Origin of the sequence: Microbulbifer bruguierae, assembly GCF_029869925.1 — a bacterium.
Lineage (GTDB): Bacteria > Pseudomonadota > Gammaproteobacteria > Pseudomonadales > Cellvibrionaceae > Microbulbifer > Microbulbifer bruguierae.
This window is the reverse complement of sequence record NZ_CP118605.1, coordinates 290,312-312,909: the sequence shown is the minus strand read 5'-3', so window position 1 is coordinate 312,909 and position 22,598 is coordinate 290,312. Positions and strand designations below refer to the sequence as shown.

Annotated in this window: 21 protein-coding genes; 14 read left to right on the top strand and 7 right to left on the bottom strand. The window is 52.3% G+C overall.

What is annotated here, in order from left to right; all coding sequences use genetic code 11:
* The first annotated feature begins 3 nt into the window (after positions 1 to 3).
* Both PVT68_RS01390 and PVT68_RS01385 read left to right on the top strand, forming a co-directional pair.
* Complete coding sequence (locus tag PVT68_RS01390; protein ID WP_280320786.1) at positions 4 to 228, top strand: tautomerase family protein; 225 nt, start codon at positions 4 to 6, stop codon at positions 226 to 228.
* 281 nt (positions 229 to 509) lie between these two features.
* Positions 510 to 1,151 (top strand): hypothetical protein, encoded by a 642-nt coding sequence (locus tag PVT68_RS01385; protein ID WP_280320785.1) that lies wholly within the window; start codon positions 510 to 512, stop codon positions 1,149 to 1,151.
* 106 nt (positions 1,152 to 1,257) lie between these two features.
* Here PVT68_RS01385 and PVT68_RS01380 read toward each other — a convergent pair whose 3' ends face one another.
* A complete protein-coding gene (locus PVT68_RS01380) occupies positions 1,258 to 2,199 on the bottom strand; it encodes an alpha/beta hydrolase (RefSeq protein ID WP_280320784.1) in 942 nt (313 codons plus the stop codon).
* A 235-nt stretch (positions 2,200 to 2,434) separates the two neighbouring features.
* On the opposite strand from PVT68_RS01380, the gene PVT68_RS01375 reads away from it, so the two are divergent.
* The 9 genes from PVT68_RS01375 to katG all read left to right on the top strand — a co-directional run bounded on the left by PVT68_RS01375 (position 2,435) and on the right by katG (position 12,215).
* Entirely contained in the window at positions 2,435 to 3,019 is a 585-nt protein-coding gene (locus tag PVT68_RS01375; RefSeq protein ID WP_280320783.1) for a DJ-1/PfpI family protein, read from the top strand.
* Positions 3,020 to 3,119: 100 nt separating this feature from the next.
* Positions 3,120 to 3,467, top strand: a complete 348-nt coding sequence (locus tag PVT68_RS01370) for a GFA family protein (protein WP_280320782.1) — start codon at positions 3,120 to 3,122, stop codon at positions 3,465 to 3,467.
* Between the two features lie 571 nt (positions 3,468 to 4,038).
* Complete coding sequence (locus PVT68_RS01365) at positions 4,039 to 4,425, top strand: thioredoxin family protein (protein ID WP_280320781.1); 387 nt, start codon at positions 4,039 to 4,041, stop codon at positions 4,423 to 4,425.
* A 45-nt stretch (positions 4,426 to 4,470) separates the two neighbouring features.
* Positions 4,471 to 4,800, top strand: coding sequence for a transposase (locus PVT68_RS01360; protein WP_280320483.1), 330 nt, complete (start codon positions 4,471 to 4,473; stop codon positions 4,798 to 4,800).
* Positions 4,761 to 5,639: an IS3 family transposase gene (locus tag PVT68_RS18390; RefSeq protein ID WP_407666142.1), complete on the top strand. Its 879-nt coding sequence runs from the start codon at positions 4,761 to 4,763 to the stop codon at positions 5,637 to 5,639. The genes PVT68_RS01360 and PVT68_RS18390 overlap by 40 nt, the downstream gene beginning before the upstream one ends.
* Positions 5,640 to 6,078: 439 nt before the next feature.
* Positions 6,079 to 6,534, top strand: coding sequence for a thioredoxin TrxC (gene trxC / locus PVT68_RS01355; RefSeq protein ID WP_280320780.1), 456 nt, complete (start codon positions 6,079 to 6,081; stop codon positions 6,532 to 6,534).
* A 422-nt stretch (positions 6,535 to 6,956) separates the two neighbouring features.
* On the top strand, positions 6,957 to 8,693 hold the full coding sequence (locus PVT68_RS01350; protein ID WP_280320779.1) for an alpha/beta hydrolase: 1,737 nt from the start codon (positions 6,957 to 6,959) through the stop codon (positions 8,691 to 8,693).
* 369 nt (positions 8,694 to 9,062) lie between these two features.
* Positions 9,063 to 9,830 carry a hypothetical protein gene (locus PVT68_RS01345; protein ID WP_280320778.1) on the top strand — a complete coding sequence of 256 codons (768 nt, stop codon included), beginning with the start codon at positions 9,063 to 9,065 and terminating at the stop codon, positions 9,828 to 9,830.
* A gap of 210 nt (positions 9,831 to 10,040) precedes the next feature.
* Positions 10,041 to 12,215, top strand: a complete 2,175-nt coding sequence (gene katG / locus PVT68_RS01340; protein ID WP_280320777.1) for a catalase/peroxidase HPI — start codon at positions 10,041 to 10,043, stop codon at positions 12,213 to 12,215.
* 143 nt (positions 12,216 to 12,358) lie between these two features.
* On the opposite strand, the gene PVT68_RS01335 is transcribed toward katG, so the two are convergent.
* Positions 12,359 to 13,990 (bottom strand): sodium:solute symporter, encoded by a 1,632-nt coding sequence (locus tag PVT68_RS01335; protein ID WP_280320776.1) that lies wholly within the window; start codon positions 13,988 to 13,990, stop codon positions 12,359 to 12,361.
* Positions 13,991 to 14,247: 257 nt separating this feature from the next.
* On the opposite strand from PVT68_RS01335, the gene PVT68_RS01330 reads away from it, so the two are divergent.
* Together PVT68_RS01330 and PVT68_RS01325 are read left to right on the top strand one after the other, a co-directional pair.
* Positions 14,248 to 14,691, top strand: coding sequence for an HD domain-containing protein (locus tag PVT68_RS01330; RefSeq protein ID WP_280320775.1), 444 nt, complete (start codon positions 14,248 to 14,250; stop codon positions 14,689 to 14,691).
* A gap of 14 nt (positions 14,692 to 14,705) precedes the next feature.
* Positions 14,706 to 15,335, top strand: a complete 630-nt coding sequence (locus tag PVT68_RS01325; RefSeq protein WP_280320774.1) for a nucleotidyltransferase domain-containing protein — start codon at positions 14,706 to 14,708, stop codon at positions 15,333 to 15,335.
* 21 nt (positions 15,336 to 15,356) lie between these two features.
* Here the strand turns inward: PVT68_RS01325 and pelA are convergent, their stop codons facing one another.
* Complete coding sequence (gene pelA / locus PVT68_RS01320) at positions 15,357 to 16,904, bottom strand: pectate lyase (RefSeq protein WP_280320773.1); 1,548 nt, start codon at positions 16,902 to 16,904, stop codon at positions 15,357 to 15,359.
* A 91-nt stretch (positions 16,905 to 16,995) separates the two neighbouring features.
* Entirely contained in the window at positions 16,996 to 17,640 is a 645-nt protein-coding gene (gene tmpT, locus PVT68_RS01315; RefSeq protein ID WP_280320772.1) for a thiopurine S-methyltransferase, read from the bottom strand.
* A gap of 132 nt (positions 17,641 to 17,772) precedes the next feature.
* Here tmpT and hrpB point away from each other — a divergent pair, with 132 nt between their 5' ends.
* Complete coding sequence (gene hrpB, locus PVT68_RS01310; RefSeq protein WP_280320771.1) at positions 17,773 to 20,310, top strand: ATP-dependent helicase HrpB; 2,538 nt, start codon at positions 17,773 to 17,775, stop codon at positions 20,308 to 20,310.
* A gap of 92 nt (positions 20,311 to 20,402) precedes the next feature.
* On the opposite strand, the gene PVT68_RS01305 is transcribed toward hrpB, so the two are convergent.
* The 3 genes from PVT68_RS01305 to PVT68_RS01295 form a co-directional block, all read right to left on the bottom strand.
* Positions 20,403 to 20,891: a TIGR00645 family protein gene (locus PVT68_RS01305; protein ID WP_280320770.1), complete on the bottom strand. Its 489-nt coding sequence runs from the start codon at positions 20,889 to 20,891 to the stop codon at positions 20,403 to 20,405.
* A 99-nt stretch (positions 20,892 to 20,990) separates the two neighbouring features.
* The gene (nfuA, locus tag PVT68_RS01300) at positions 20,991 to 21,593 is read right to left on the bottom strand and encodes a Fe-S biogenesis protein NfuA (protein WP_280320769.1); all 603 of its coding nucleotides are present in this window, start codon (positions 21,591 to 21,593) and stop codon (positions 20,991 to 20,993) included.
* Positions 21,594 to 21,735: 142 nt separating this feature from the next.
* On the bottom strand, positions 21,736 to 22,422 hold the full coding sequence (locus PVT68_RS01295; RefSeq protein ID WP_280320768.1) for a type 1 glutamine amidotransferase domain-containing protein: 687 nt from the start codon (positions 22,420 to 22,422) through the stop codon (positions 21,736 to 21,738).
* Between the last annotated feature and the right edge of the window lie 176 nt (positions 22,423 to 22,598).

The window sequence follows — 22,598 nt, the reverse complement described above, 5'->3', positions numbered from 1 at the left end:
ATCATGCCGTTGATTACTGTAAACCTGATCGAAAACGTATTCAGCCAGGAAGAGAAAGCCGAAATCATCACCCGCCTGACCGATACCATGGTCGCCATTGAAGGCGAGCATATGCGCTCAGTTACCTGGGTAAAAATTGAAGAAGTACCGGAAGGCCTGTGGGGTATTGGGGGTATGGCGCTGACAGCCCCCATGGTGCACAAGCTGCAACGGGATGGCGCGCTGTAATTCATTCTGCAGAAAGGAAGGCCGGCGTTCGCTGGCTTTCCTGATCATTTGCCAGCCTCCCCCCCTCTTTCTGCCCATCTGCCTAAAAATGCCGAAATAGTTCAAACAGCAAACCACCCGACATTTTTGTCGATCCGCCAACTCCGGTGCAGTACCGAAATCATACGCGTTCATAAATACCCGAAGTGAAATACGAAAGCCGTATAAAAACATCCGGCACAATATCTGATGGCAACTATCCTTCTGTGCGACTCGAAACACTTGTTTGAGGAGGCAGCCCCATGACAACCCCTAAGAACGTGGTCTTGATACTGACGGCTTTTGGACTCTTCACTGGCCTTGCGTCGGTATATGCCGCACCAGATAAAAAACCCGTCAATGCACTGATTATCAATACTCCAGAATTTGCAGTACCGGTCATCCCCATCGAACAGCCGCCGTTACGGCCAGACGTGCTGGATTTCCAAAGAGATTATTGTGCGAGCTTTAAACGCGGCGACGTGCTGTCCGAAGACGCCACGCGGCGTCTTATCGAATACACCGCAAAATTCGACACAATATTTTTCCCGGAAGGGGTTTACTGGGAGGGGCGGTTACTCGGAAGGTTTATCGGCCCGGACGATAATGTATCCATCGGCTGGGGCGGCGATATCGATTTGATCACCAATTGCGGCATCCCCGAACCTCCCGCTTCCATGCTCCGATTCATCCCGCAACTGGATCCGTCGACGCTGAACCTGTATCGCATTGATCATAATGTGCGCGATTTCGTGTGCAATTTTAGTGGCGGCTATCCCGTGGATATCAATGTCCGGGCCCAAGTCCTTGAATTCAAGGAGTTGCAGAATGCGTTACCCAGTTTGACCCCAGATGGGCAGGGCCAAATATGTCTGGATATAACCAAGATCCTGGCGGTTCCATAACGCACTGGATGCCATGGGGCAGTGTTGCGGGTGGGTTTAGAGGCTGAAACCGAACCCTCCCCCGCGGACCAGACTATAAAGCGCTTCCGAACTGATCAAATTTCACTCAGGTCCCCGCTACGGCTTTACCCATAAAAGCATCAATGACTTCAACGGTTTGCGTAAGGTAAGGGTCGAACAGCCAGTAGGTGTGGATCACTTGGGGAAATTCGTAGTACTGATAGGGAATATCAAAACCCTTGAGTACCTGCCCTACCTCTTTGTGGCCCGCAGTAAAACGGGGCTGACCGCTGCTGATGACCAGCGTGGCCGGTGAGACCTTGGAAAGATGTGATACTGGCGCCGCTTCCCGCCACAGTTCCGGTGACTGGCTAATGTCACTGCCGAGCCACTGCTCCAGAGGGGACTCAGGATTGGGACGTTCATGCTCCAGACTGAGTACCCCGTCGAGATCAATCAAGGCATTCACCTGCACGTCACTCTTGCCGAAAAGCTGTGATGGCCCGGCATAGGCCAGCAACGACGCCATATGCCCACCGGAAGAACCGCCGAGCAAGGCGATCTTGTCGGTGTCTATGCCGTAGTCCCCGGCAAACTCGCTTAACCAATGCAGTACATCGTTGATATCCTGCATCCCTGCCGGGTATTTGGCTTCCAGCGACAAGCGGAATTCCGGCAGCACCAGGATGTAACCCCGCTGAGCTAGCTGGTTCGCCATCGCATACAGATGAGAACGTTCGCCCGATCGCCAGCCACCACCGTGAATCATCACAATGGTCTGCCGATTGCTCGTTTTCGCGGCAGGCTTGAAAATATCCAGGTGCAGTTCGCGCTTGCCGATGGTCTTGTAACGGCGATCGAAATACACCTGCTGCCCCTCGGTAAAGGTTAACGCGGGCCATTTCAGTGACGAGTCTTGCTTTTTATAGCGGTAAAAGCGTTCTGACGGGGTGTAAGAATCGTCGACCGGAATCGTGGTGAGGCCGAGGCAGTGCTGAGCAACAAGTAGTAAGAGCGATAGTATCGATGTGCGGAATACAACTGTCATAGACCTGGGCCCTTCGTTTCTGGGGTTACTGCATTAGTTGACGCGATACGTCGTGCATATCTGCGGAGGCGAATTTTACCAAGAATAAAGGAAACAGACCGGATTCAATGACCAGGGCCTTTACGAAGACTTCTAAGTCGAGTGCAGTAAAACCCAACCGGCCGTAGACTATGGGAACACCGTATTCTGCATCTGCAACATAACTCAAAGATTACGTAGTATGAGGAAGAGCATCTTGAATATAGGAATATACATTTACGAAAATGCTGAGGTGCTCGATTTTTCCGGCCCATTTGAGGTGTTTTCAACCGCGAACAGATTGGCGGATTCCAAGGGTGCTTTGAATGTTTTCCTTGTGGCCGAACACAGTACTCCGATTATTGCCAGAGGTGGGTACTCCATTAACCCCCACTACGATTTCGACAATCACCCCGATATCGACGTATTGATCGTTTCCGGCGGCATTCATAACGGTGAACTGAATAAATCCGATGTAATCAGTTGGGTGGCAGCCACATCAGAAAACGCCAGCATAGCAGCATCCGTGTGCACAGGGGCTTTTCTTCTAGCCAAAGCCGGATTGCTGTCGGACCTTAAGGTAACGACGCACTGGGAAGATATCGAGGATCTCAGGTGCGCCCACCCGGACCTTACCGTCGTGGACTCGGTGCGCTGGGTGGATGAAGGCAAGTTCGTAACCTCGGCCGGTATTTCGGCTGGTATAGATATGAGCCTGCACCTGGTTGCAAGGTTGGCCGGACCAGAACTGGCCGAGAGAACAGCACGACAAATGGAATTTGATTGGCGCAAAAACTCGTAACAATCGAGAAAGAAAGAACCTTCGATGGCTACAGCCTGACACACGCGCCGATCGAAGGTTAGTATTCCGCGTTACCCAACTCGTATACAAGAGAGAATTAATGAAAGCTTTCGGCAGTTGCCACTGCGGCAACATCACCCTGCAGGTCGCCAGTCTCCCAATGGAAGTCACCCGCTGCAACTGCTCCCTGTGCCGGAGATACGCGGGGCTTTGGGCCTACTATGAACCCGGTGAAGTCACCATCCACTATCAGAACCCTGTAAAGAGCACCTATATCTGGGGAGACCGCGATATCGAATTCCATCGCTGCCACAACTGCGGCTGCGTGACACACTACACCTCGACAGAAAAATGCCCAGTAAAACGTATCGCAGTGAATGCCCGCATGGCCGACCCGAAGCTATTATCTGACTTGAAAATCCGGGAAGTGGATGGCGCCTCCCTATAGTCTGAATCAGAGTTCGTCCCAAAGCTTGAAGAACTACTTTAGTTTTTTAAGGAACTTAGATCCCTTTCTGGAACCGGCTTTTCGGATATATATATGAGTTTTACCCTTAAGCAATTTCGAGCGCAGTATGGATTAGTGACCAATAAGGGCTAACGGAAAAATAATTCAAGGGAAAAATATAGCGAATCAATTTTAATCGCTCTTGTTAGCCAGAAAGGACTAATAAAATCTAATTAAACTTTATCTAAGTAGAAATTCCTGTCCTTTTATATATCTAAATCGCAATTTGGAACACAAAATAGTGGCACTTTAAGTGGCTCACGGCTATAAAATATACCCTTCAATATTTCATCGAATCCATATCACACCTCCAGCAGAAAAGGTGACGGGAAAATGCAATCGATTAAATTCCCCAAATATGAGTTGCAAGGCTTGGCGCGCGATGAGCAAAGCCATACCGACAATCCCCAATAAAAAGTGACACAACAAAGGAATCGATATTAGTAGACCTTCACACACCGAAGGGACGCAATACTCTATACAAAAAAAATTGAACAGGAGATTCAATACAATGAAAGTCATAGCATGGATGCTTTACACCTCATTGACCTTGCTTGTTTTTGGGTGCGTTGTTGATAACCCTCCACTAGACTGGAACGATGAAGTACTCAACTGGTCGAGTTATGAAATAGGAGTACGAGAACTTAAAACGAGTGGCCAAAATGGGATCATCATTCTTTATTCGGATTGGTGCCCAACTTGCACGGAATATTCAACCCTTTTCAAAGATTCGGAAGTTGTTCAGGCCCTGGATGCTTTAGTTCTGATTCGGGTAAATATTGAGCTGGAACCTGAAATTGCTGAGATATTCAGTCTAGATGGCGAGTACGTCCCAAGAACCTTTGCGCTAGATTCTTCAGGGCGGATAATTAAGTCTCTAAACTCGCAAGGAACCTAACCCGCTTTTGCACACACCTCCATCTAACTGAATTGGAGGTGTCAAATGGCACGAAGAAAGCACTACAACCGCTACGACGATGATTTCAAGGCAACAGCGGTCTCGCTATCCGAGATTCCTGGCGTGTTGGCCAAGCACGTGGCTGAAGCTCTCGATATCCATGAGGTGATGCTTTATCGTTGGCGCATGGAGATGCGGCGGGGACAGATCATGGCCAAAAAGAAAAACATACAGATAGATCCTGAGGTTAAATCAGAGCTGAAACGACTCAGGAAGCTGGAGCGGGCGCATAACCTGCTCCAGGAAGAGCATGCCCTTTTAAAAAAAGCCATCCAATTCTCTTTACAACAAAAAGGGAAATCTTCGAATTCATAGACGAGCACCGGGGAAAGCACAGCATTAGCATGATGTGCCGGCTTTATGGTGTTACCCGGGATGGGTACAACTCGTGGCGTCGCCGCGGTGCATCTAACCGTGAGCGAGAAGATAGCGAGTTATTTGAGCATGTAAGGTCAATATTTAACCGACATGACGGTTGCTATGGCAGCCCTAAAATCACGCAGGAGCTTAAAAAGAAGGGTATTCACGTTGGCCAAAAGCGTGTCGCGAGAATCATGCGAAATCACGGTCTCAGAGCTGTTAAATCAAGGATTTACACGGCTAGGCCGGGTACGTATAAGCATGTCTACGGGATCAAATGCAAGATAGAAGGCATTAAGTTAACACGGCCGAATCAGCTCTGGGTGGGCGACGTCACCTACATCAAACTGAAAGATGGTAGCTGGCAGTATTTATCTGTAGTCATGGATCGCTTTAGCAGGAAGGTTGTTTCTTGGTCTCTGAGTGATCGCAGGGACGTATCTCTGACGCTATCTAGCATCGATAGGGCGGTACGAAACCGCGGGCATCACCGGGAGCTGATCTTCCACTCTGACCGCGGCAGCGAATATCTATCAGGGCAGTACCGCGAGCGCTTACGACGGTATGGTATCAGCCAGAGTATGAATCGCTTTAAGAATATGAATGACAATGCCTTCATGGAGTCATTCTTCCATCAGTTTAAGACTGAAAGGATTAAGCGCCAGGTCGTCGAATCGGCAAAACAGCTAAGATCGACAGTGACCGAATATATGCGCTACTACAACAATCAGAGATCGCATTCTTCAATTGGGTATGTTTCCCCTCAAGAATTTGAGTGTAGAATCAATTGCTAACAACTAGGTGTGTGCAAAAGCGGGTTAAGTTCCCAAGACTCTCGATGGTGGTATTTTCTCCCATCCGATGACCCTGAATTCTTAGTTCACTTCGCCGAGAGAGTTAAGAATTTCAACCAGAGTATATAAAGACACTTACAAACTGTATCTTTAGCCAGGGATATGTCGGCAGCAAGCCGACTGCAAGCCCTGTGAGGTATCTTTACGCTGCGAGAATTCCCCATTTCCGGAGCGATGGGAACACTGAATGCCAGCTCTGCTACAACTCTGTGGTATGGCGCTCTGTTCCATAGCGGAAAGATACCCTATTAAAATCACAACCGTGAATGCCCGTATGGCCGCAATGGGGCTATCGACCAGCTTTTTGATCCAGCAGGTGGATGGCGCTTCCTTCTAGGTTGGTTCACAATTCTCCCAACCTGAGCAAGGAGATATGTCCATGACCACCACACTACTCACCCAGATCGTCTGCCCGTCCTGCACCACCCAAAACCGCGTTCCCCAGCAACGTCTTGGCGATCGCCCGCTGTGTGGAAAATGTCGCGCCCCCCTGATCAGCGGCCACCCGATCAATGCCACCGATGCGAATTTTCGCCGCTTTATCGACAAAAGCGATCTGCCTGTCATTGTGGATTTCTGGGCCACCTGGTGCGGCCCTTGCCAGCAATTCGCCCCGGTATTCAGCCAGGTGGCTGCAGAAATGGCAACGCAGGCTGTATTCATAAAGCTGGATACCGAAGCCAACCAGCAGACTGCCAGTACCTTCCAAATTCGCTCCATCCCTACCCTGATGATTTTCCACCGAGGCCGCGAAATCGCTCGCTTGTCTGGTGCCTTGCCCAAACCGCAGTTTGTGCAATGGGTGAATCAGCAGTTGGACTTAATCTTAGATTAGTGCAGAGACTTCGAGCTCGACAGAATTATGGCGGCAAGTGGTAACTGCATACGATCATGCACCTATATAGCGCCATAACCGCTATTTGAGAATGCTTCAGACACGATAACTATCGAAGCATCACTATCAAACCTAGCCACACCACAAAAAACCCTCAATAGCCAAAAGTGGCTAACCGACTACATAAAAATCATAACAGCGAATATTTTTGACGCTCCTTATTATTTCGCACAAAAAAAATATTGAAAAAACGTGTAGGCCATAACAACAAAATATGCTAAAACAAAATTACCGGAATTTTATAACAGCCGTCTCGATATATCCCTTCTCACGCAACCAGCACCAAATGGGGTGTTTATTCAAACATCATGCAACAAAATAAAATCAAGAAACACAAAGTATCGGGATTTGAAGAGAGGGGAATGTCTACTGAACTTATTGTGCTAATCCATGCATACATGAGCTCTCCAATAAAACTCACATCTTTGCGAGCGCTCGTTACGAGGGAACTTCCAAATGCTGATTTATACATACCAGACCTAAATGCGGGGTGGTCATCTACTGAAACACCCGTAAATATCACTCAAAACCTTCTCGAAAATATAGATCAAATATGGGAGGTTAGAGAAAGACAGAAATCTAAACCATATGAAAGGATAATATTTGTCGGACATAGCTTTGGCGCCTTGATCGCAAGAAAGCTATACGTTTGCGCTTGCGGAGAAACCCAAGCAGCCCCATTTGAGAACGCAATTTCTGCAAAAATTGCACGACCATGGGCATATAAGGTTGAACGCCTAATATTGCTGGCCGGAATGAACAGAGGCTGGAGAGTATCTCATCATCTTTCACTTTCAAATGCTGCAATATGGTCTGCAGGGAATCTTATCGGAAATATTTTATCGTTACTACGAAGTTCACCACCGCTAATATTTTCTGTACGCAAAGGTGCACCCTTCATAACGCAACTTAGACTCCACTGGATTCACATGCGAAATCAGGCCAAAGAGAGAAAACTAGGAGATGCACTAACCATTCAATTACTTGGGTCAATCGATGATATGGTATCACCTGAAGACAATGTTGACCTTATCTCTGGACGTGATTTTGTTTATCTAGACGTACCCTATTCTGGACACTCCAACGTTATCGATATGTCTGACCCTTCCCCCGTACCAGACTTTCATGAATTGGAAAAGAATAAAGTACATACAGTTGGCGAAGCCAGATCTGCTGTTTTACGAAAAGCTTTACGAAAAAGTAAAGATGAACTGCTAACAAGCACAATGCTGCCAGCAGACTTACCCCCCGAAAGGCGCAGACTTGAAGTAACAGATGTTGTATTCGTCATTCACGGCATCAGAGATAAGGGATACTGGACTCATAAAGTGGCTCGCCGCATTCTTGAGTTAGAAAAAAAACAGGGGACTGGAAACACAATTTTTGCCACTGAGACTTCTAGCTATGGTTATTTTCCCATGCTTCCGTTTTTGTTACCCTCAAAGCGAAGAAAAAAAGTCGAATGGCTGATGGACCAGTATGCAGAGGCGCTTGCGTTATATCCCAACGCGAAATTTTCATTTATAGGCCATAGCAATGGGACATATTTACTAGCCCGCGCCTTACATGATTACCCTGCATGTAGATTTAAAAATGTACTTTTGGCCGGTAGCGTAGTTAGAACGCAATATAATTGGACCACCGTAATTTCAAGAGGCCAAGTAGAAAAGATTCTAAATTATGTGGCAACCGCAGACTGGGTAGTAGCCATTTTTCCACGCGCAATTCAAATGCTTCGACTTCAAGACCTGGGCAGCGCCGGCCACGATGGATTTATTGCCAAAAAAAATGAAGTTGAACAAATTAAATTCGTTAAAGGTGGCCATGGTGCCGCACTGAACGAAGCGAACTGGGATGCGATAGCTAGATTTATTATCACTGGCAGCCCACAAGAGCCCCCACTACCCATAAAAGGAAGGGCACAAGCATGGTTAGTTAAAATTCCAGGGTTAGTTGCACCTTTAATATGGTTACTAATAGCATCAATAGTATATTTCATATTTAAAGCCATTTGGAGCCTGGATCTGGGAGAGTCGGAAAGAACACTATTATCGGTAGGCCTTGGATTTCTTATTTGGAAGGTTGTGACTACTGTTTGACCTATTAATTAGAAATACAGCAAACTGGATACGCGCAAACTTTCATTGGATGTTCAAATAACATTCTTTCAATGTCTTCCCCGAGAACAATTTTCCCTACATGCTTTAAGCACTCTTAACACCAGAGTGCATAAAGTAACCGATATCACCTGAACATTGTGAACATTAACAGCTCTACAGAATCTACCACATCGACACACAACCATGTGTAAACAAAAATTTCCTGACATTATTAAATATTCTTTTCAGAAAATTACTTTGAAACCCTTCTAAAAAATTCATATATGACCAATCTCGAAGATTATCTAATATGGAGTATTACAAGAATACAAAATCAACAATCGACCTCACAAAAGGACAGCTAACCTAATGAAACCCAATAAGTTCAATCTTGCCAATATTTTTTTGTATTTTCTCATCGCCGCTTACTCTCTACCCTGCTTTTCAATTACCGAGAACATGGTCCAGAAGGACACAAATCAACAAGGTGAAAATATAGAAACCCCACCACTAACTATCAATCTTAGCGCTATTGACAGCGAGGCCGGCGCGGCAGGGACTATGAGATTAAATTTATTGAGCTCGACGGGAGCTTACTTGGATAACAGCAGTAAGTGGCCTGTTAAATATAATGCGTTTATTGACCTATCTTCGGGAATAGACACGGAAAACCCAGAGGAAGCCGCTCAAGAGTTCTTACTAAATGGTGGTGATGGGGGTTACGGCCTGGAAATTAGTTTAGGGCGAAAAATTGAAACCAGCGACGGTCCGGCAAGCATTTTTTTTGACCAAATAAGAGGCTTTATTTCTTATCAAAGAAACTGGCTGAATGTGGATCTGGACTTCGAATCAAATACTCGGCAGGTGATAGATGACCAAGTTCAACGTTACGCCGGGGGATTTATTTTAGACAAAGATAACTTCCATATAATTTTCGAGTGGTCAAAGTCGGATTATCAGGGTCCAAACGCCGGGGCTTTTTCTGAGATTTTGGAAGGAAAGACTCCTTTACGTATTTCTTGGCTCCGGAAATATGAGATTTCTGAAACGAGCAACTTCACTGTTCGTATAGATACCTTGACCTCCAAAGAGGGCGATATTTCTCAAATAACACTATCCAAACCGATTTCATTATAAATACTCAATTCAATAGGCCGCCAAAGCGGCCTTTTTTGTTTAAGCTACATATCCACAATCACCCTCCCCTACCTCTACAACTCGCATCCCCATGAGTTAATTTACGTCACCCTGAACAATTCGATACATCTGATACTGGCGTATGTACATTCCAAGACATATATTCATGCTTCGACCTTCAACCAACATAAAAATGGCAGGGTTTGGAACATGGAAGATAGCCAGGGAAAAACCGGCGGAAAATGCCCGGTAATGCACGGCGGTGCCACAGAATGTGGCATGTCCAATATGGAATGGTGGCCGGAGGCACTGAATATCGACATCCTGAGTCAGCACGACACCAAAACCAACCCGCTGGGCGCGAAGTTCGACTATCGGGAAGAGCTGAAGAAGCTCGACATCAATGCATTAAAAAAAGACCTGCACGCACTGATGACGGACAGCCAGGAGTGGTGGCCTGCGGATTGGGGGCACTATGGTGGTTTGATGATTCGTATGTCATGGCATGCGGCGGGCAGTTACCGTATCGCCGATGGCCGTGGTGGCGGTGGCACCGGTAACCAGCGTTTTGCGCCGCTCAATTCCTGGCCGGATAACGTCAGTCTCGACAAGGCGCGTCGCCTGCTGTGGCCGATCAAGAAGAAGTACGGCAACAAGATCAGCTGGGCGGACCTGATTATTCTTGCCGGCACCATCGCCTATGAATCTCTGGGTTTGAAGACCTTTGGCTTTGCTTTTGGGCGTGAGGATATCTGGCATCCCGAGAAAGACACTTACTGGGGTTCTGAAAAGGAGTGGCTGGCGCCAACTGACAACCCGAACAGCCGCTATTCCGGCGATCGGCAGCTGGAAAACCCGCTGGCTGCGGTGATGATGGGCCTGATCTACGTGAATCCGGAAGGTGTAGATGGCAAGCCGGATCCGCTGAAGACGGCCAAGGATGTGCGCGTAACCTTTGCCCGCATGGCGATGAATGATGAGGAAACGGTGGCACTCACCGCCGGTGGTCACACCATCGGCAAGTGTCATGGCAACGGTGACGCGGCTGCACTGGGACCGGATCCCGAGGCGGCCGATGTGGAGGAACAGGGATTTGGCTGGCGTAATCCCAAGGGCAAGGGCTGCGGGCCGGATGCGATCACCAGTGGTATCGAGGGCGCCTGGACCACCCACCCTACCCGCTGGGACAACGGCTATTTCGAGATGCTCTTCAACCACGAGTGGGAATCCAGAAAGAGTCCTGCCGGGGCCTTTCAATATGAACCGGTGAGCATCAAGGAAGAAGACAAGCCCGTCGACGTGGAAAATCCTTCCATCCGCTACAACCCGATCATGACCGATGCGGACATGGCGATGATCAAGGATCCGATTTATCGGGAGATTTCCGAGCGCTTCCACAAGGATCACGATGCGCTGTCCGAGGCGTTTGCCCGCGCCTGGTTCAAATTGACCCACCGCGATATGGGGCCCAAGTCGCGCTATTTCGGGCCTGACGTTCCGGATGAAGACCTGCTCTGGCAGGACCCGGTGCCCGCGGGTCCGACGGGTTACGATGTCCAAGCGGTGAATGCGAAAATCAAGGACAGCGGCCTTACCATCAGCGAGATGGTCTGCACCGCCTGGGACAGTGCGCGGACGTTCCGGGGTTCCGATATGCGCGGTGGCGCCAACGGTGCGCGTATCCGTCTGGCGCCGCAGAAGGACTGGCCGGGAAATGAGCCGCAGCGGCTCGCTAAGGTGCTACCGGTGCTGGAAGGCATTGCCGCCGAGACGGGTGCCAGTGTGGCGGACGTTATCGTGCTCGCCGGCAATGTGGGTGTCGAGGCGGCGGCCAAGGCTGCGGGATTTGATATTTCCGTGCCCTTTACGCCCGGCCGCGGCGATACGACGCAGGAGATGACGGATATCGAATCCTTCGAGCCTCTAGAACCCATCCACGACGGCTATCGCAACTGGTTACAGAAAGACTACGCGGTTAAACCCGAAGAACTGATGCTCGACCGCACCCAACTTATGGGGCTGACGGCGCCCGAGATGACCGCGCTTGTGGGCGGGATGCGGGTGCTCGGCACCAACCACGGCGGTAGCAAACACGGGGTGTTTACCGATCGCGAAGGTGCGCTGACCAATGACTTCTTCGTGAATCTGACGGATATGGCCAATGTCTGGAAGCCTATGGGCGACGGTCTGTATGAAGTGCGCGACCGCAAGACCGATGCGCTCAAATGGACGGCGACGCGGCTGGATCTGGTGTTTGGCTCCAACTCGATCCTGCGGGCCTATTCCGAGGTTTATGCGCAGGATGACAGCAAGGAAAAATTTGCACAGGATTTTGTGGCGGCCTGGACCAAGGTTATGAATGCGGACCGCTTTGATGTGGCATGACCTCGGTCAGTGTTGGGCTCGTTGTTCTCCGTAGCCGATCTCGTAACTGCCCTTCCCCGCTCGCGGCACCCTACCAAGGGTGCCGCACTATCCGGGAATCCATACGCGTCAGGTTACGACCAGTAGCCGCGCGTTAATTTCCCCTAAGTGCCCAACCCCATCCACAACAGCAATACCAACAAACCCACAAACCAAGCGACCAGTACCAGACTGCGGCGGTACCAGTTACAGCGTGCTTCCTCTCGCAAATGATGACGGATCGCGGTTTCATACAGGTCATTCCTGATTGCCCGGTTTCCGTTCCCAGGCCACAACCGGGACAGGATCAATGCCACATTCACCGCTACGGCAAAGCCGATAACATTCCACCACAGCCAGGAAATTTCCGGCAACGTCAACCAGCAGATGCCGTTTACGGAAATGCCGGCGAGCAGTCCGGCGATTGCATGCCTGCCCTGCACCCGATGGGTAAGGAATCCCAGCGCGAATACCGCAAGAATGGGCCCATTGGCGAGAGAGCCAATTTTGTTGATAGCTTCCAATACGGTTGTGGCGATGTCATCCACAAAAAATGCCATCACCAGTGTGACTCCACCCCACAGGGCGGTGATTACCCGGGACAGGATCAGCTCTTTATGAGGCGTCCAGCGACCGCGATGGAAGCCGCGCACAAAGTCTTCCATGGTGGTGGCGCTCAGAGAGTTGAGTACGGAATCCAGCGAAGACATGGCGGCAGCGAACAAGGCGACCAGACTCAACCCTACCAGGCCCACCGGCAATACATTGATCATGTAGAGCGGCACCGCGAGGTTGTACTCGAGACCGTTTCCGGAATCCGGAAGTGCGGCGACAAATTCAGGGTGACCAGTGGCAAACACGGCAATGCCGACGCCCACAAGGCAATAGAGCAGCACCAGGGGGAAACGCAGCAGACCGTTGATCAGCAACGCGTTGTTGGTCGCGTCGATATCACGGGTACTCAGCTGGCGCTGTACCTGGCTCTGATCGCAGCCGTAGTAGGACACATACAGAAACAATCCACCCAACAGCATGGGCCAGAACGCAAAGGTCTGACCATCCCCGAAGCCGTGATGGGCAAAATCCAGCGTGGTTTTGCGCTCTGCCGCAAACGATTGCCACATCTGTTCAAAGCCTCCACTCGCGTCCACCAAAAATGCCAACACCAGCATTAGCATTACCGCGAGAATCAGCAGCTGTATGACATCGGAATAGATCACGCCGCGAATCCCGCCCATCACGTCGTAAACGACGGTAAACGCCCCCAGTAGCATTACCGATGCGGTGAACCCCAGACCGGTAATCAGGTTGATGACCAGTGCAATACTGTAGACGGTGACCGCGGTCGCAAAGGCACGCACAAAAAGGAATAACCCGCTCAACGTCAGGCGTGTTTCCAGATCAAAGCGCTGTTCAAGGTAGGCGTAGACAGAAACCAGCTGCAGGTGACGAAACAGCGGCATCACAAACAGAATCAAAACCACCATTGCCAACGGCACCGCCAGCTCGTACTGCAGCCACAGCAGGCCGCCACCTGCCGCAAAGGCGACGAATGCCGGTGCCCCCAGGATACTGTTGGTGGAACACTGGGTGGCCATAATGGAGAGACCTACCGGCCAGGGGCCAACATTGCGACCCGCCACATAATAATCTTCCCGGCTCTCCTGACGGCGTGCGAGCCAGTACGCCATGGCCAGCAAGCCGATGCAGTAGATTGTGATGATCAGCCAGTCGATCCAGGAAATACTCTGGTTCATAGGGCTTCCCTTGTTATTGTTCTAGCGATTTACTTTTGTAGCGCGTATTTCTGACGTGGACTTCCGGGTCAACTGGGACTGACCATAACAGCCCGCGTGTTCAGGCATTCAGACTGATGGCCCCCCGGAGTTGAAATTGCCGCACGGTCAGAAATATCCGTTTGCGAATCACAGAGTACCCTCTTAGACTTCTACGGTGTACCGCTTAAACGGTGCAGCAAGTCATCATCAGACAGCCAGCCTCGACTGGTTTCATCTTGTACGATTACCTTTCCAGCCTGCTTGAGGACCTCGACGGTATCCAGCAGCACCCCAAGTACCATCCGGAGGGAGACGCCCTCTTCCATTCACTTCAGGTCTTCCAGCTCGCCCTCCAGGCCACCGATGATCCGGTGATTTGGGCCGCAGCCCTGTTCCACGATGTGGGCAAAGCCGTAGACAGTCCCCGTCATGCAGAAGTGGGGGCGGAGATGCTTACCGGTGTTCTCAATCCACGGATCGTATGGCTGGTGGAGCACCATCTCGACCTGATGCGGTTCCCGCAACGCACACGCAACAAATTCGCCGGGGAGCCCCGGTTGCAACAACTGCAGCTGTTGCGTCGCCTCGATGTCGGTGGTCGCGACCCCGTGGCCCGCGTCATGGACTTCGAGGACGCCATACAACTGCTGAAACCCCACCACGCACTGATCGCGGCCTGAAGCCGCCAGTCTCAATGAAAAAACAGGAAAGAATCCGCCTCCTGATCACCCGGGAGGCCGCACGTTTGATGTATGAGGAAGGTGTCGGCCAGTATTTCGATGCCAAACGCATGGCCGCAAAGCGCCTGATCGGTAAACAGTACCGGTTTACTCCCAAGTACCTGCCTTCCAACGGCGAGATCTCCGATGCACTGTACGAGCTCAGCCAACTCAAAGACCCCGATACTCACGAAGAACGCCTGTATCGCATGCGCTGTCGGGCGCTGGAAGTGATGGAGCAGCTTGAGCCGTTTTCACCAAGGTTAATCGGATCGGTCAGTACCGGGCGTATCCGTGAAGGCAGCGATATCGACCTGCACGTGTTCTGCGATGAAATCGAAGAGCTGGAACACTACCTGAATACGCTCGGCTGGCACTATGAACGGCAGACCACCACCATCAATGTGAACGGGCGCTTTGTGGACTACCAGCACATTCATCTGGATTTCGATTTCCCGATAGAACTGTCGGTTTACCCGTTGCGTGAACTGCGTGTCGTCGGCCGTTCCAGCACCGACAACAAACCCATCCGGCGCCTTTCCGCCACCAAGGTACGCCAACTAATCACCGACGAGCACTGGTCCCTGTATATAAAATCGGGCTAGCAATTTAGTCCGGGATGCACCCTACTTTGCCTGAGACTCCTTGATCATTTTTGTAATCTGATCGGCAAGATCGTTCGGTATCGGAAAGTGCAAATTGTACTGGGCGATCTTCCACTGGCCGTCTTCCCTGACCAGCACACCGCTGCCGCGGCATTCGCCATAGGAGGCGTTGTCCAACAGTTCATCGAACCAGGCAACATCACCGTGGAGCACTATCGTGCGATCCCGCGGTACATAGGTCCAGCCCTTACCCTGGTCAAAATAGGGTTTCGCATATTGCTTGAATTCCGCGACCGACCAGCGCTCCGTCGCATCGGTGCCGAGAAACACGCCGTCTTTGCTGAACAGATTGAAATAGCCCTCAGAATCCGCATCGGAAGCTGCCTGGTGAAAGCGGTCGAGTTGTGCGGCGATGGCGGTTTTCTGCTGCCATGCGGGGTATTCACTTTCCAGAAAGCTCGCAGGCCAGTAACCATACCAGCTGTAGCCTGTGCGGCGATCGGCATCGACATCGGATAGCCGGTAGACCCGCTTGCCATCGCGGTTCGCGAGGAACGGCTTGCTGGTTTTCAGATCGTAGAAGCGTGCCCAGATCGGCTTTGCCTTACTATCGTCAACGACCACAAGATCGTAGTCTGCGGCGTGGTAGTCGAATCGGCGGTGGTCGCTATCAACCCGATCAACGCGAAAACCGGAGAGTTTTACGAACTCGAGCCAGGCGGCGCCCGCGTTCACCGCTTCAATGATTTCTGCGGATGGATTGTCAATAGACATCAGGTATTGCAAAACCGGCACCGTTTCCCAGGCGAGAACGCCCGGCAGTTCGTAGGAACGGCCCTGTGCGGGTTTGAGTGTACCTTCATGATACTGGCCGGCCCAGCCTGTACGTTTGCCATCGATACGTACCTGCAAATCCAGCAGCAGCATATTGCCTTTGGTGACGGCTTGCGCAGTCTGGTTACGCAGTCCTTCGTCGATATAGTCGAAGGGGTAATCGCCACTGGCCACTTTGCGCAGGAAAGCGAGCACCCCCGGCATTACTTCGTCAGCGATGGTGATATGGCGATAGTAAGCGCGTTCAGTGCGATCCGGGGAGTGGGCCCAGCCACCATTGGGATACTGGCGGTCCAGCGTGTAGTGCAGGCCTTTTAACGCGGCGTCGCGGTAACGGGTATTGCCGGTCTGGCGATAGACTTCCGACAGGTACTCGATCTGCGGGTAAATGTTGCGGTTGTCGAAGCTGGCATCCGCCAGGGACTTTTCCGCATTTGCCTGCGCACGCTCCTCTGAGGATACGACTCTCAAAGGATGTTTGTTGGTAGGCCAGCCGCCGCTGTCACGCTGGTAGAGCAGTAAATTGTCGGCAATGGATTCGATCTGATTCAGCGGGTAGTGCGCAATGCCCTCCTCGCCGGTGCGGTCATTCCAGTGCTTGATGGCATCGTAAAAGCCGTCGATGGAAATTGGCTGATATACCGGTTTCTCCGGCTCTGCACTAGCCGTAGTGATGAAGCCGGCCAGTAGCGCGCCGACTACCGGCACGAGAAATTTACGGCGTATGTACGTCATTATTTATTGCTCTTTTCTATTCTGCTTAGTCTTTTCTGCTCAGTCTTTGAAAATTCGGCTGCGGAATCATCTGTGGAGTCATATGGTTTCATCATGAAACGTGGGGCTGGAGCAGCCAAACCTTTTCCAGTGCGGCGACCTTTCCCTTCAGTCCACCTTCCACATCCACGGCATCAATCAGCTCCAGATTATATTCACCGCTGTATAACCCCTGCACCTCATCGTCGTCCACGCAGAACGGCGGACCGGGCAACTGGCTCTGGTCGTAATCAAACGAAATCAACAACTGTGGCGCGCACCCCGTAAGCTTGCCCAAATGCTTAGCGTACTCTATGCGCATGCGGTGCGGCAGTGCGACCAAGGCGGCACGATCGTAGACTGCATCCACCTTGCCCAGTGCTTCCCACGTCAAGTGGAAAAAATCTCCGACGAAAATATCCAGCCCCGCTGCGCTGTAACGCTTCAGCTGGCCTTCTTCTGTGATTTCCGGTGTAAGCGCCAATTCTTCGAACAACTGCTGTACCGCCATCTCACTCAATTCGGCACCGGCCACACGATAGCCCTGCGCCAGTAGCCAGCAGATATCCAGGGTCTTGCCGCAAAGCGGCAGAAACAGCCGCGCCCCAGGCGCCAATCCCAAACTGGCAAAGTGCTTGACCAGCAGTGGATGCGCTTCCGAATTGTGGAAGCCAATTTCATTGCGCTGCCACTTGTCCAACCAGAATGCTTTTTCCATAAACCGTCCTAACAATCAGGGATGGCTACGTCAGCCATTCAACCCGGGAATCTGCGGTGTGACATTTCAGTCACGCCGACGATGTATCCCATAAATGTATCCCATATCAGGGACACGAGTATAATCGCCGCCATGTCAGATTTACCCATCCATGAGGTGCTGCCAGCTCTGCTGGACACGCTCAACACCCACAACAATGCCGTGCTCCAGGCCCCGCCCGGCGCAGGCAAGACCACAGCCGTACCCCTCGCCCTGCTGCAAAGTCCCTGGCTGGATGGACGCAAGATCATCATGCTGGAGCCGCGTCGCCTCGCCGCACGCTCGGCGGCGGCACGCATGGCAGAGCTGCTCGGTGAGTCCGTCGGCAAAACCGTAGGCTACCAGATACGTGCCGAGCGCAAGTCCAGCCGCGACACCCGTATTCTGGTAGTTACTGAGGGTATCCTCACCCGCCTGCTGCAATCCGACCCGGAGCTTGCGGATACCGCACTGGTGATCTTCGACGAATTCCACGAGCGCAACCTGCAGGGTGATCTGGCGCTGGCCCTGTGCCTGCAGTCCCAGGAAGTACTGCGGGAGGACCTGAAACTGCTGGTAATGTCCGCAACCCTGGATGCGGACGCAGTGGCGAGTCTGCTCGACAATGCGCCGGTCATCACCAGCGAGGGCCGAGCCTATCCGGTGGAAGTGGAGTACCTCTCCCACCAGCAAATTCCGGATGACCCGCGCCAACTGCCGGCACTGATGAGCCGCAAAATCCGCGAGCTGATCGAGCAACAGGAAGGCAGCCTGCTGGCATTCCTCCCGGGAGTCGGTGAAATTCGCCAGGTAGAAAGCGCATTGCGTGAAGCGCTGGGTAGCCGCAACGACATTCTGATTGCCTCACTGTACGGCGACCTGAAGAAAGAACAGCAGGACGCTGCGATTACCCCCTGCCCCGAGGGCCGCCGCAAAATCGTATTGGCCACCAACGTGGCGGAAACCTCCCTCACCATTGAGGGTATCCGCTTGGTGGTGGATTCCGGACTGATGCGGGAATCGCGTTTTGATCCCAACACCGGCATGAACAGGCTGCTGACCACGCAAATTTCCCAGGCCTCCGCCACCCAGCGCACCGGCCGCGCCGGGCGCCTCAGCGCCGGCTACTGTCTGCGGCTGTGGAGTGAATCTACCCAACGCGGAATGGCAAAGAAGAATTCGGCAGAAATCCTGATCAGTGACCTGGCACCGGTGATGCTGGAGCTCGCCAAATGGGGAGTAAGCGATGTGCGCGAGCTGCGCTGGCTGGACTTGCCCCCACCGGGACCGACGGCCCAGGCCCAGGAGCTGCTGATCGAATTAGGAGCACTGGACCGGGAGCTGCGGATTACCGATCACGGCACGATGATGCTCAATCTCGGCACACACCCGCGACTCGCGCACATGATGCTGAAGAGTGTCGAATTCGGTCTCGAAGAGTCTGCATGCCTGCTGGCGGCACTCCTTTCCGACCGGGATATTTTCCGGGGTGAACAGCGCTGGGACCGGGACATTCACAAGCGCATGGAAGTACTTATCGGGGTAGCCAAAAATAGCGGCGCGGATTTTGGAGCTATACAGCGAATTCGACAGCAGGCAAAAACCTGGCGTGCGCAGCTGCCAGGAAATTCTGACGGCAAAGCCGAGGCACCGGACCAATTCGACATCACTGGTGTGCTGCTGGGCTTCGCCTACCCGGATCGAATCGCCAAAAGCCGCCACGACCGGGAGCGACGCTTCCTGCTGTCCGGTGGGCGCGGTGCGCACTTTTCCCACGACGACGAGCTGGCACTGCAAGACTATATCGTGGTTGCCGATCTTGACGGCCAGGGCCGCGACGCGCGTATCCAGCTGGGAGCGCGTATCAGTCGCGATGCGCTCGAAAAATATTTTTCTGATCTTATCGAAACCGACGAATCGATAACCTGGGACAACAATGCCGGGCGCGCTGTCGCCAGTATTCAGACAAGGCTCGGCCGTCTGGTAGTGGAAGAAAAACCGGCTAAGGATATATCCCCTGCGCTGCTCAGCCGCGCACTGCTGGATGCCATCCGCCAGACCGGGTTGCGTATACTGCCATGGGACAAAGACGCAGAAAGCCTGCTGGAGCGCGTGCGATTCCTACAGACTGAATGTGACAATTTCAGTGATCTTGTGGGCTCGCTCTCGCTCCCGGATTGGACCGAGAAATCGCTACTGGAAACACTGGATGAATGGCTGCTGCCGCACCTGGACGGCTTCAGCAAACTGGATCACCTGAAGCAACTGGACGTGAAAACCATTCTCCAGTCACAACTGGACTGGTCCACCCAGCAGCAGCTGGAAAGTCTCGTACCCAGCCATATCGAGGTACCCAGCGGTTCACGTATCGCCATCCAGTACCGCGAAACACCGCCGGTACTCCCCGTACGCTTGCAGGAAATGTTCGGCCTGGCTCAGACCCCGACCATCCTCAATGGCCGCTATCCCCTGATGATCCACCTGCTCTCCCCCGCCCAGCGTCCGGTGCAGGTCACGCGAGATCTGGCGAGTTTCTGGCAAAATACTTATCAGGACGTAAAGAAGGAACTGCGTATCAAATACCAGAAACACTTCTGGCCGGATGATCCCACCACCGCACAGGCGACGAATAAAACCAAGAAGCGGATGTAGTACAGAGGTCTGGCCTACATGGCGGGATTCATAAGTTTTGACGGGATACCCCATAGGCAACTGCGCCATGGGGTACCCGGATTTGGCGGGGATCAGTGTTTGGTGAGTTTGTCCAGATAACCCATCAAAAAGGCGGACAGCACAAACGTCAGGTGAATGATTACGTACCACATGAGCTTTGTGTCGTCCGTTCTCTCCACTGCCATGAAAATTTTCAGCAGGTGAATGGAGGAAATGGCCACGATGCTCGCGGCAATTTTTGCTTTCAGCGACGACGAATCCATTTTTCCAAGCCAATTCAGCTTTTCTTCGTCATCCCCGATGTCCAACTGGGACACAAAATTTTCATACCCACTCATCATCACCATGACCAGCAGACCGCCCACCATGGCAATGTCGATCAGGCTGAGGACCACCAACACCATATCGGCTTCTTTGATGGTGAAGATGTGCGCGAGCAGGTGGAAGGTTTCCTTAAAAAACATTATTGCCAGTGCCACCACAGCCAGACTCAGCCCAAGATAAATGGGCGCCAGTAACCAGCGGGAGCGGTACATGGTTTGTTCGATCAGCTTTTCCAAAGTTACCTCGTATCTGTTTTGCAATTCGCGTTAATAATGGATACGCAACAAAAAAATCGCGGCCAGGCCGCGATTTTTTTTACTCAGTAATTCTTTAACTCAGTAATACGCCTGAGACTTGTCCGTGTGGTCGGTGATGTCTTTTACCCCAGCCAACTCTGGAATCTTTTCTTTCAGAGTTTTCTCAACACCCTCTTTCAGGGTCATATCCACCATGCCACAACCCTGGCAGCCACCGCCAAATTTGAGTACGGCGTACATGTCTTCGGTAACTTCTACCAGGCTTACCTGTCCGCCGTGAGACGCGAGACCAGGGTTCACGTCGCTGTACAGAACGTAATTGATACGATCTTCAAGCGGACTGTCATCGGTCACCTTGGGCATGCGCGAATTGGGCGCACGGATGGTGAGCTGGCCACCCATTTTATCGGACGAGTAATCCACCCGGGCTTCGTCCAGATAGGGAATGCTGCGGCCTTCAAAATAAGCTTTGAGACCATCAAGCTCCAGGGATACATCGCCTTCCTTTTCCTCGCCCGGGCGGCAGTAGGCAATGCAGGTTTCCGCATTCGGGGTACCCGGATTGGATACGAACATGCGGATGGCGATACCTTCACAGTCCTGCTTGGCGAGCAGATCGCGCAGGTACTCCTGAGCGGAGTCGGTGATCGTGACGTTCAATTCTGACGGCTGTTCTGACATAGACCTTCTCAAATAACCGGACTTCCTGAAACCGAACCCGACAGCAATAACCAAGTTCAGCGGTCAGGTATTCTACGCGCATCCGCGGCCAAGTTAAACCAGGCCAAAGAGCCAAGTAATCGGGAGATTGCAGAACGTCCGGCTACCCCGCCTGCGACACGGCCTCGAGCAGTGCATGCGCAGTGGCCTCCGACGACGCAGGGTTCTGGCCAGTGACTAGCAACCCGTCAATACAGACATGGCTCTGCCAGTCATCCGCCTTGGAGTAGCTCGCGCCCCGCTCTTTGAGCATATCTTCCACCAGAAAGGGCACCACATCGGTCAGCCCTACCCCATCCTCTTCACTGTTGCTGAAGCCAGTTACCTTTAGGCCGCGGACCAGTGGTTCGCCCTGTTCGTCCACCGTATGGCGAAACACGGCCGGTGCGTGGCACACCGCGCCCACCGGTTTACCGGCCCGATAGAAGCCGTGAATAATGACCACGGAACGCTGATCCTCGGCCAAATCCCACAGGGGGCCGTGGCCACCGGGGTAAAACAGCGCGTCGAAGTCGTCGGTATCCACTTCATCCAGATCCAGGGTGTGCGCCAGCGCCTCCTGGGCAACCGGGTCGTCGCGAAAGCGCCGCGTGGCCGGCGTCTGGGCATCCGGGGCGTCGCTTTTGGGGTCAAGCGGCGGCTGTCCGCCCTTGGGAGACGCGAGGGTCACGTCGGCTCCCGCATCCACAAACACGTAATAGGGCGCGGCAAATTCCTCCAGCCAGAAGCCGGTTTTCTGGCCCGTGTCCCCCAGCTGGTCATGGGATGTCAGTACCATCAGGATTTTCATGGGTTCCTCCCCTGTCGTCAGTTCACCGAGTGTAGTGTGGGTATTGCTGGAACCGGCCCTGGGACTGATCCCAGAACGATCGGTTACAAGGTAATGAATACTCGGTCTTTAGCCGTGACCAAGGCGCCGAAGAAGTTGGGCATCTGTGCTAACATTGCCGCCAATTTTGGTCCCTG

What these genes read in the sequence shown, in the direction of transcription:
- PVT68_RS01390 (WP_280320786.1), top strand. Translation starts at nt 4, where the DNA reads ATGCCGTTGATTACTGTAAACCTGATCGAAAACGTATTCAGCCAGGAA.
- PVT68_RS01385 (WP_280320785.1), top strand. Translation starts at nt 510, where the DNA reads ATGACAACCCCTAAGAACGTGGTCTTGATACTGACGGCTTTTGGACTC.
- PVT68_RS01380 (WP_280320784.1), bottom strand. Translation starts at nt 2,199, where the DNA reads ATGACAGTTGTATTCCGCACATCGATACTATCGCTCTTACTACTTGTT.
- PVT68_RS01370 (WP_280320782.1), top strand. Translation starts at nt 3,120, where the DNA reads ATGAAAGCTTTCGGCAGTTGCCACTGCGGCAACATCACCCTGCAGGTC.
- PVT68_RS01365 (WP_280320781.1), top strand. Translation starts at nt 4,039, where the DNA reads ATGAAAGTCATAGCATGGATGCTTTACACCTCATTGACCTTGCTTGTT.
- PVT68_RS01360 (WP_280320483.1), top strand. Translation starts at nt 4,471, where the DNA reads ATGGCACGAAGAAAGCACTACAACCGCTACGACGATGATTTCAAGGCA.
- trxC (WP_280320780.1), top strand. Translation starts at nt 6,079, where the DNA reads ATGACCACCACACTACTCACCCAGATCGTCTGCCCGTCCTGCACCACC.
- PVT68_RS01350 (WP_280320779.1), top strand. Translation starts at nt 6,957, where the DNA reads ATGTCTACTGAACTTATTGTGCTAATCCATGCATACATGAGCTCTCCA.
- PVT68_RS01345 (WP_280320778.1), top strand. Translation starts at nt 9,063, where the DNA reads ATGAAACCCAATAAGTTCAATCTTGCCAATATTTTTTTGTATTTTCTC.
- katG (WP_280320777.1), top strand. Translation starts at nt 10,041, where the DNA reads ATGGAAGATAGCCAGGGAAAAACCGGCGGAAAATGCCCGGTAATGCAC.
- PVT68_RS01335 (WP_280320776.1), bottom strand. Translation starts at nt 13,990, where the DNA reads ATGAACCAGAGTATTTCCTGGATCGACTGGCTGATCATCACAATCTAC.
- PVT68_RS01325 (WP_280320774.1), top strand. Translation starts at nt 14,706, where the DNA reads ATGAAAAAACAGGAAAGAATCCGCCTCCTGATCACCCGGGAGGCCGCA.
- pelA (WP_280320773.1), bottom strand. Translation starts at nt 16,904, where the DNA reads ATGACGTACATACGCCGTAAATTTCTCGTGCCGGTAGTCGGCGCGCTA.
- tmpT (WP_280320772.1), bottom strand. Translation starts at nt 17,640, where the DNA reads ATGGAAAAAGCATTCTGGTTGGACAAGTGGCAGCGCAATGAAATTGGC.
- hrpB (WP_280320771.1), top strand. Translation starts at nt 17,773, where the DNA reads ATGTCAGATTTACCCATCCATGAGGTGCTGCCAGCTCTGCTGGACACG.
- nfuA (WP_280320769.1), bottom strand. Translation starts at nt 21,593, where the DNA reads ATGTCAGAACAGCCGTCAGAATTGAACGTCACGATCACCGACTCCGCT.
- PVT68_RS01295 (WP_280320768.1), bottom strand. Translation starts at nt 22,422, where the DNA reads ATGAAAATCCTGATGGTACTGACATCCCATGACCAGCTGGGGGACACG.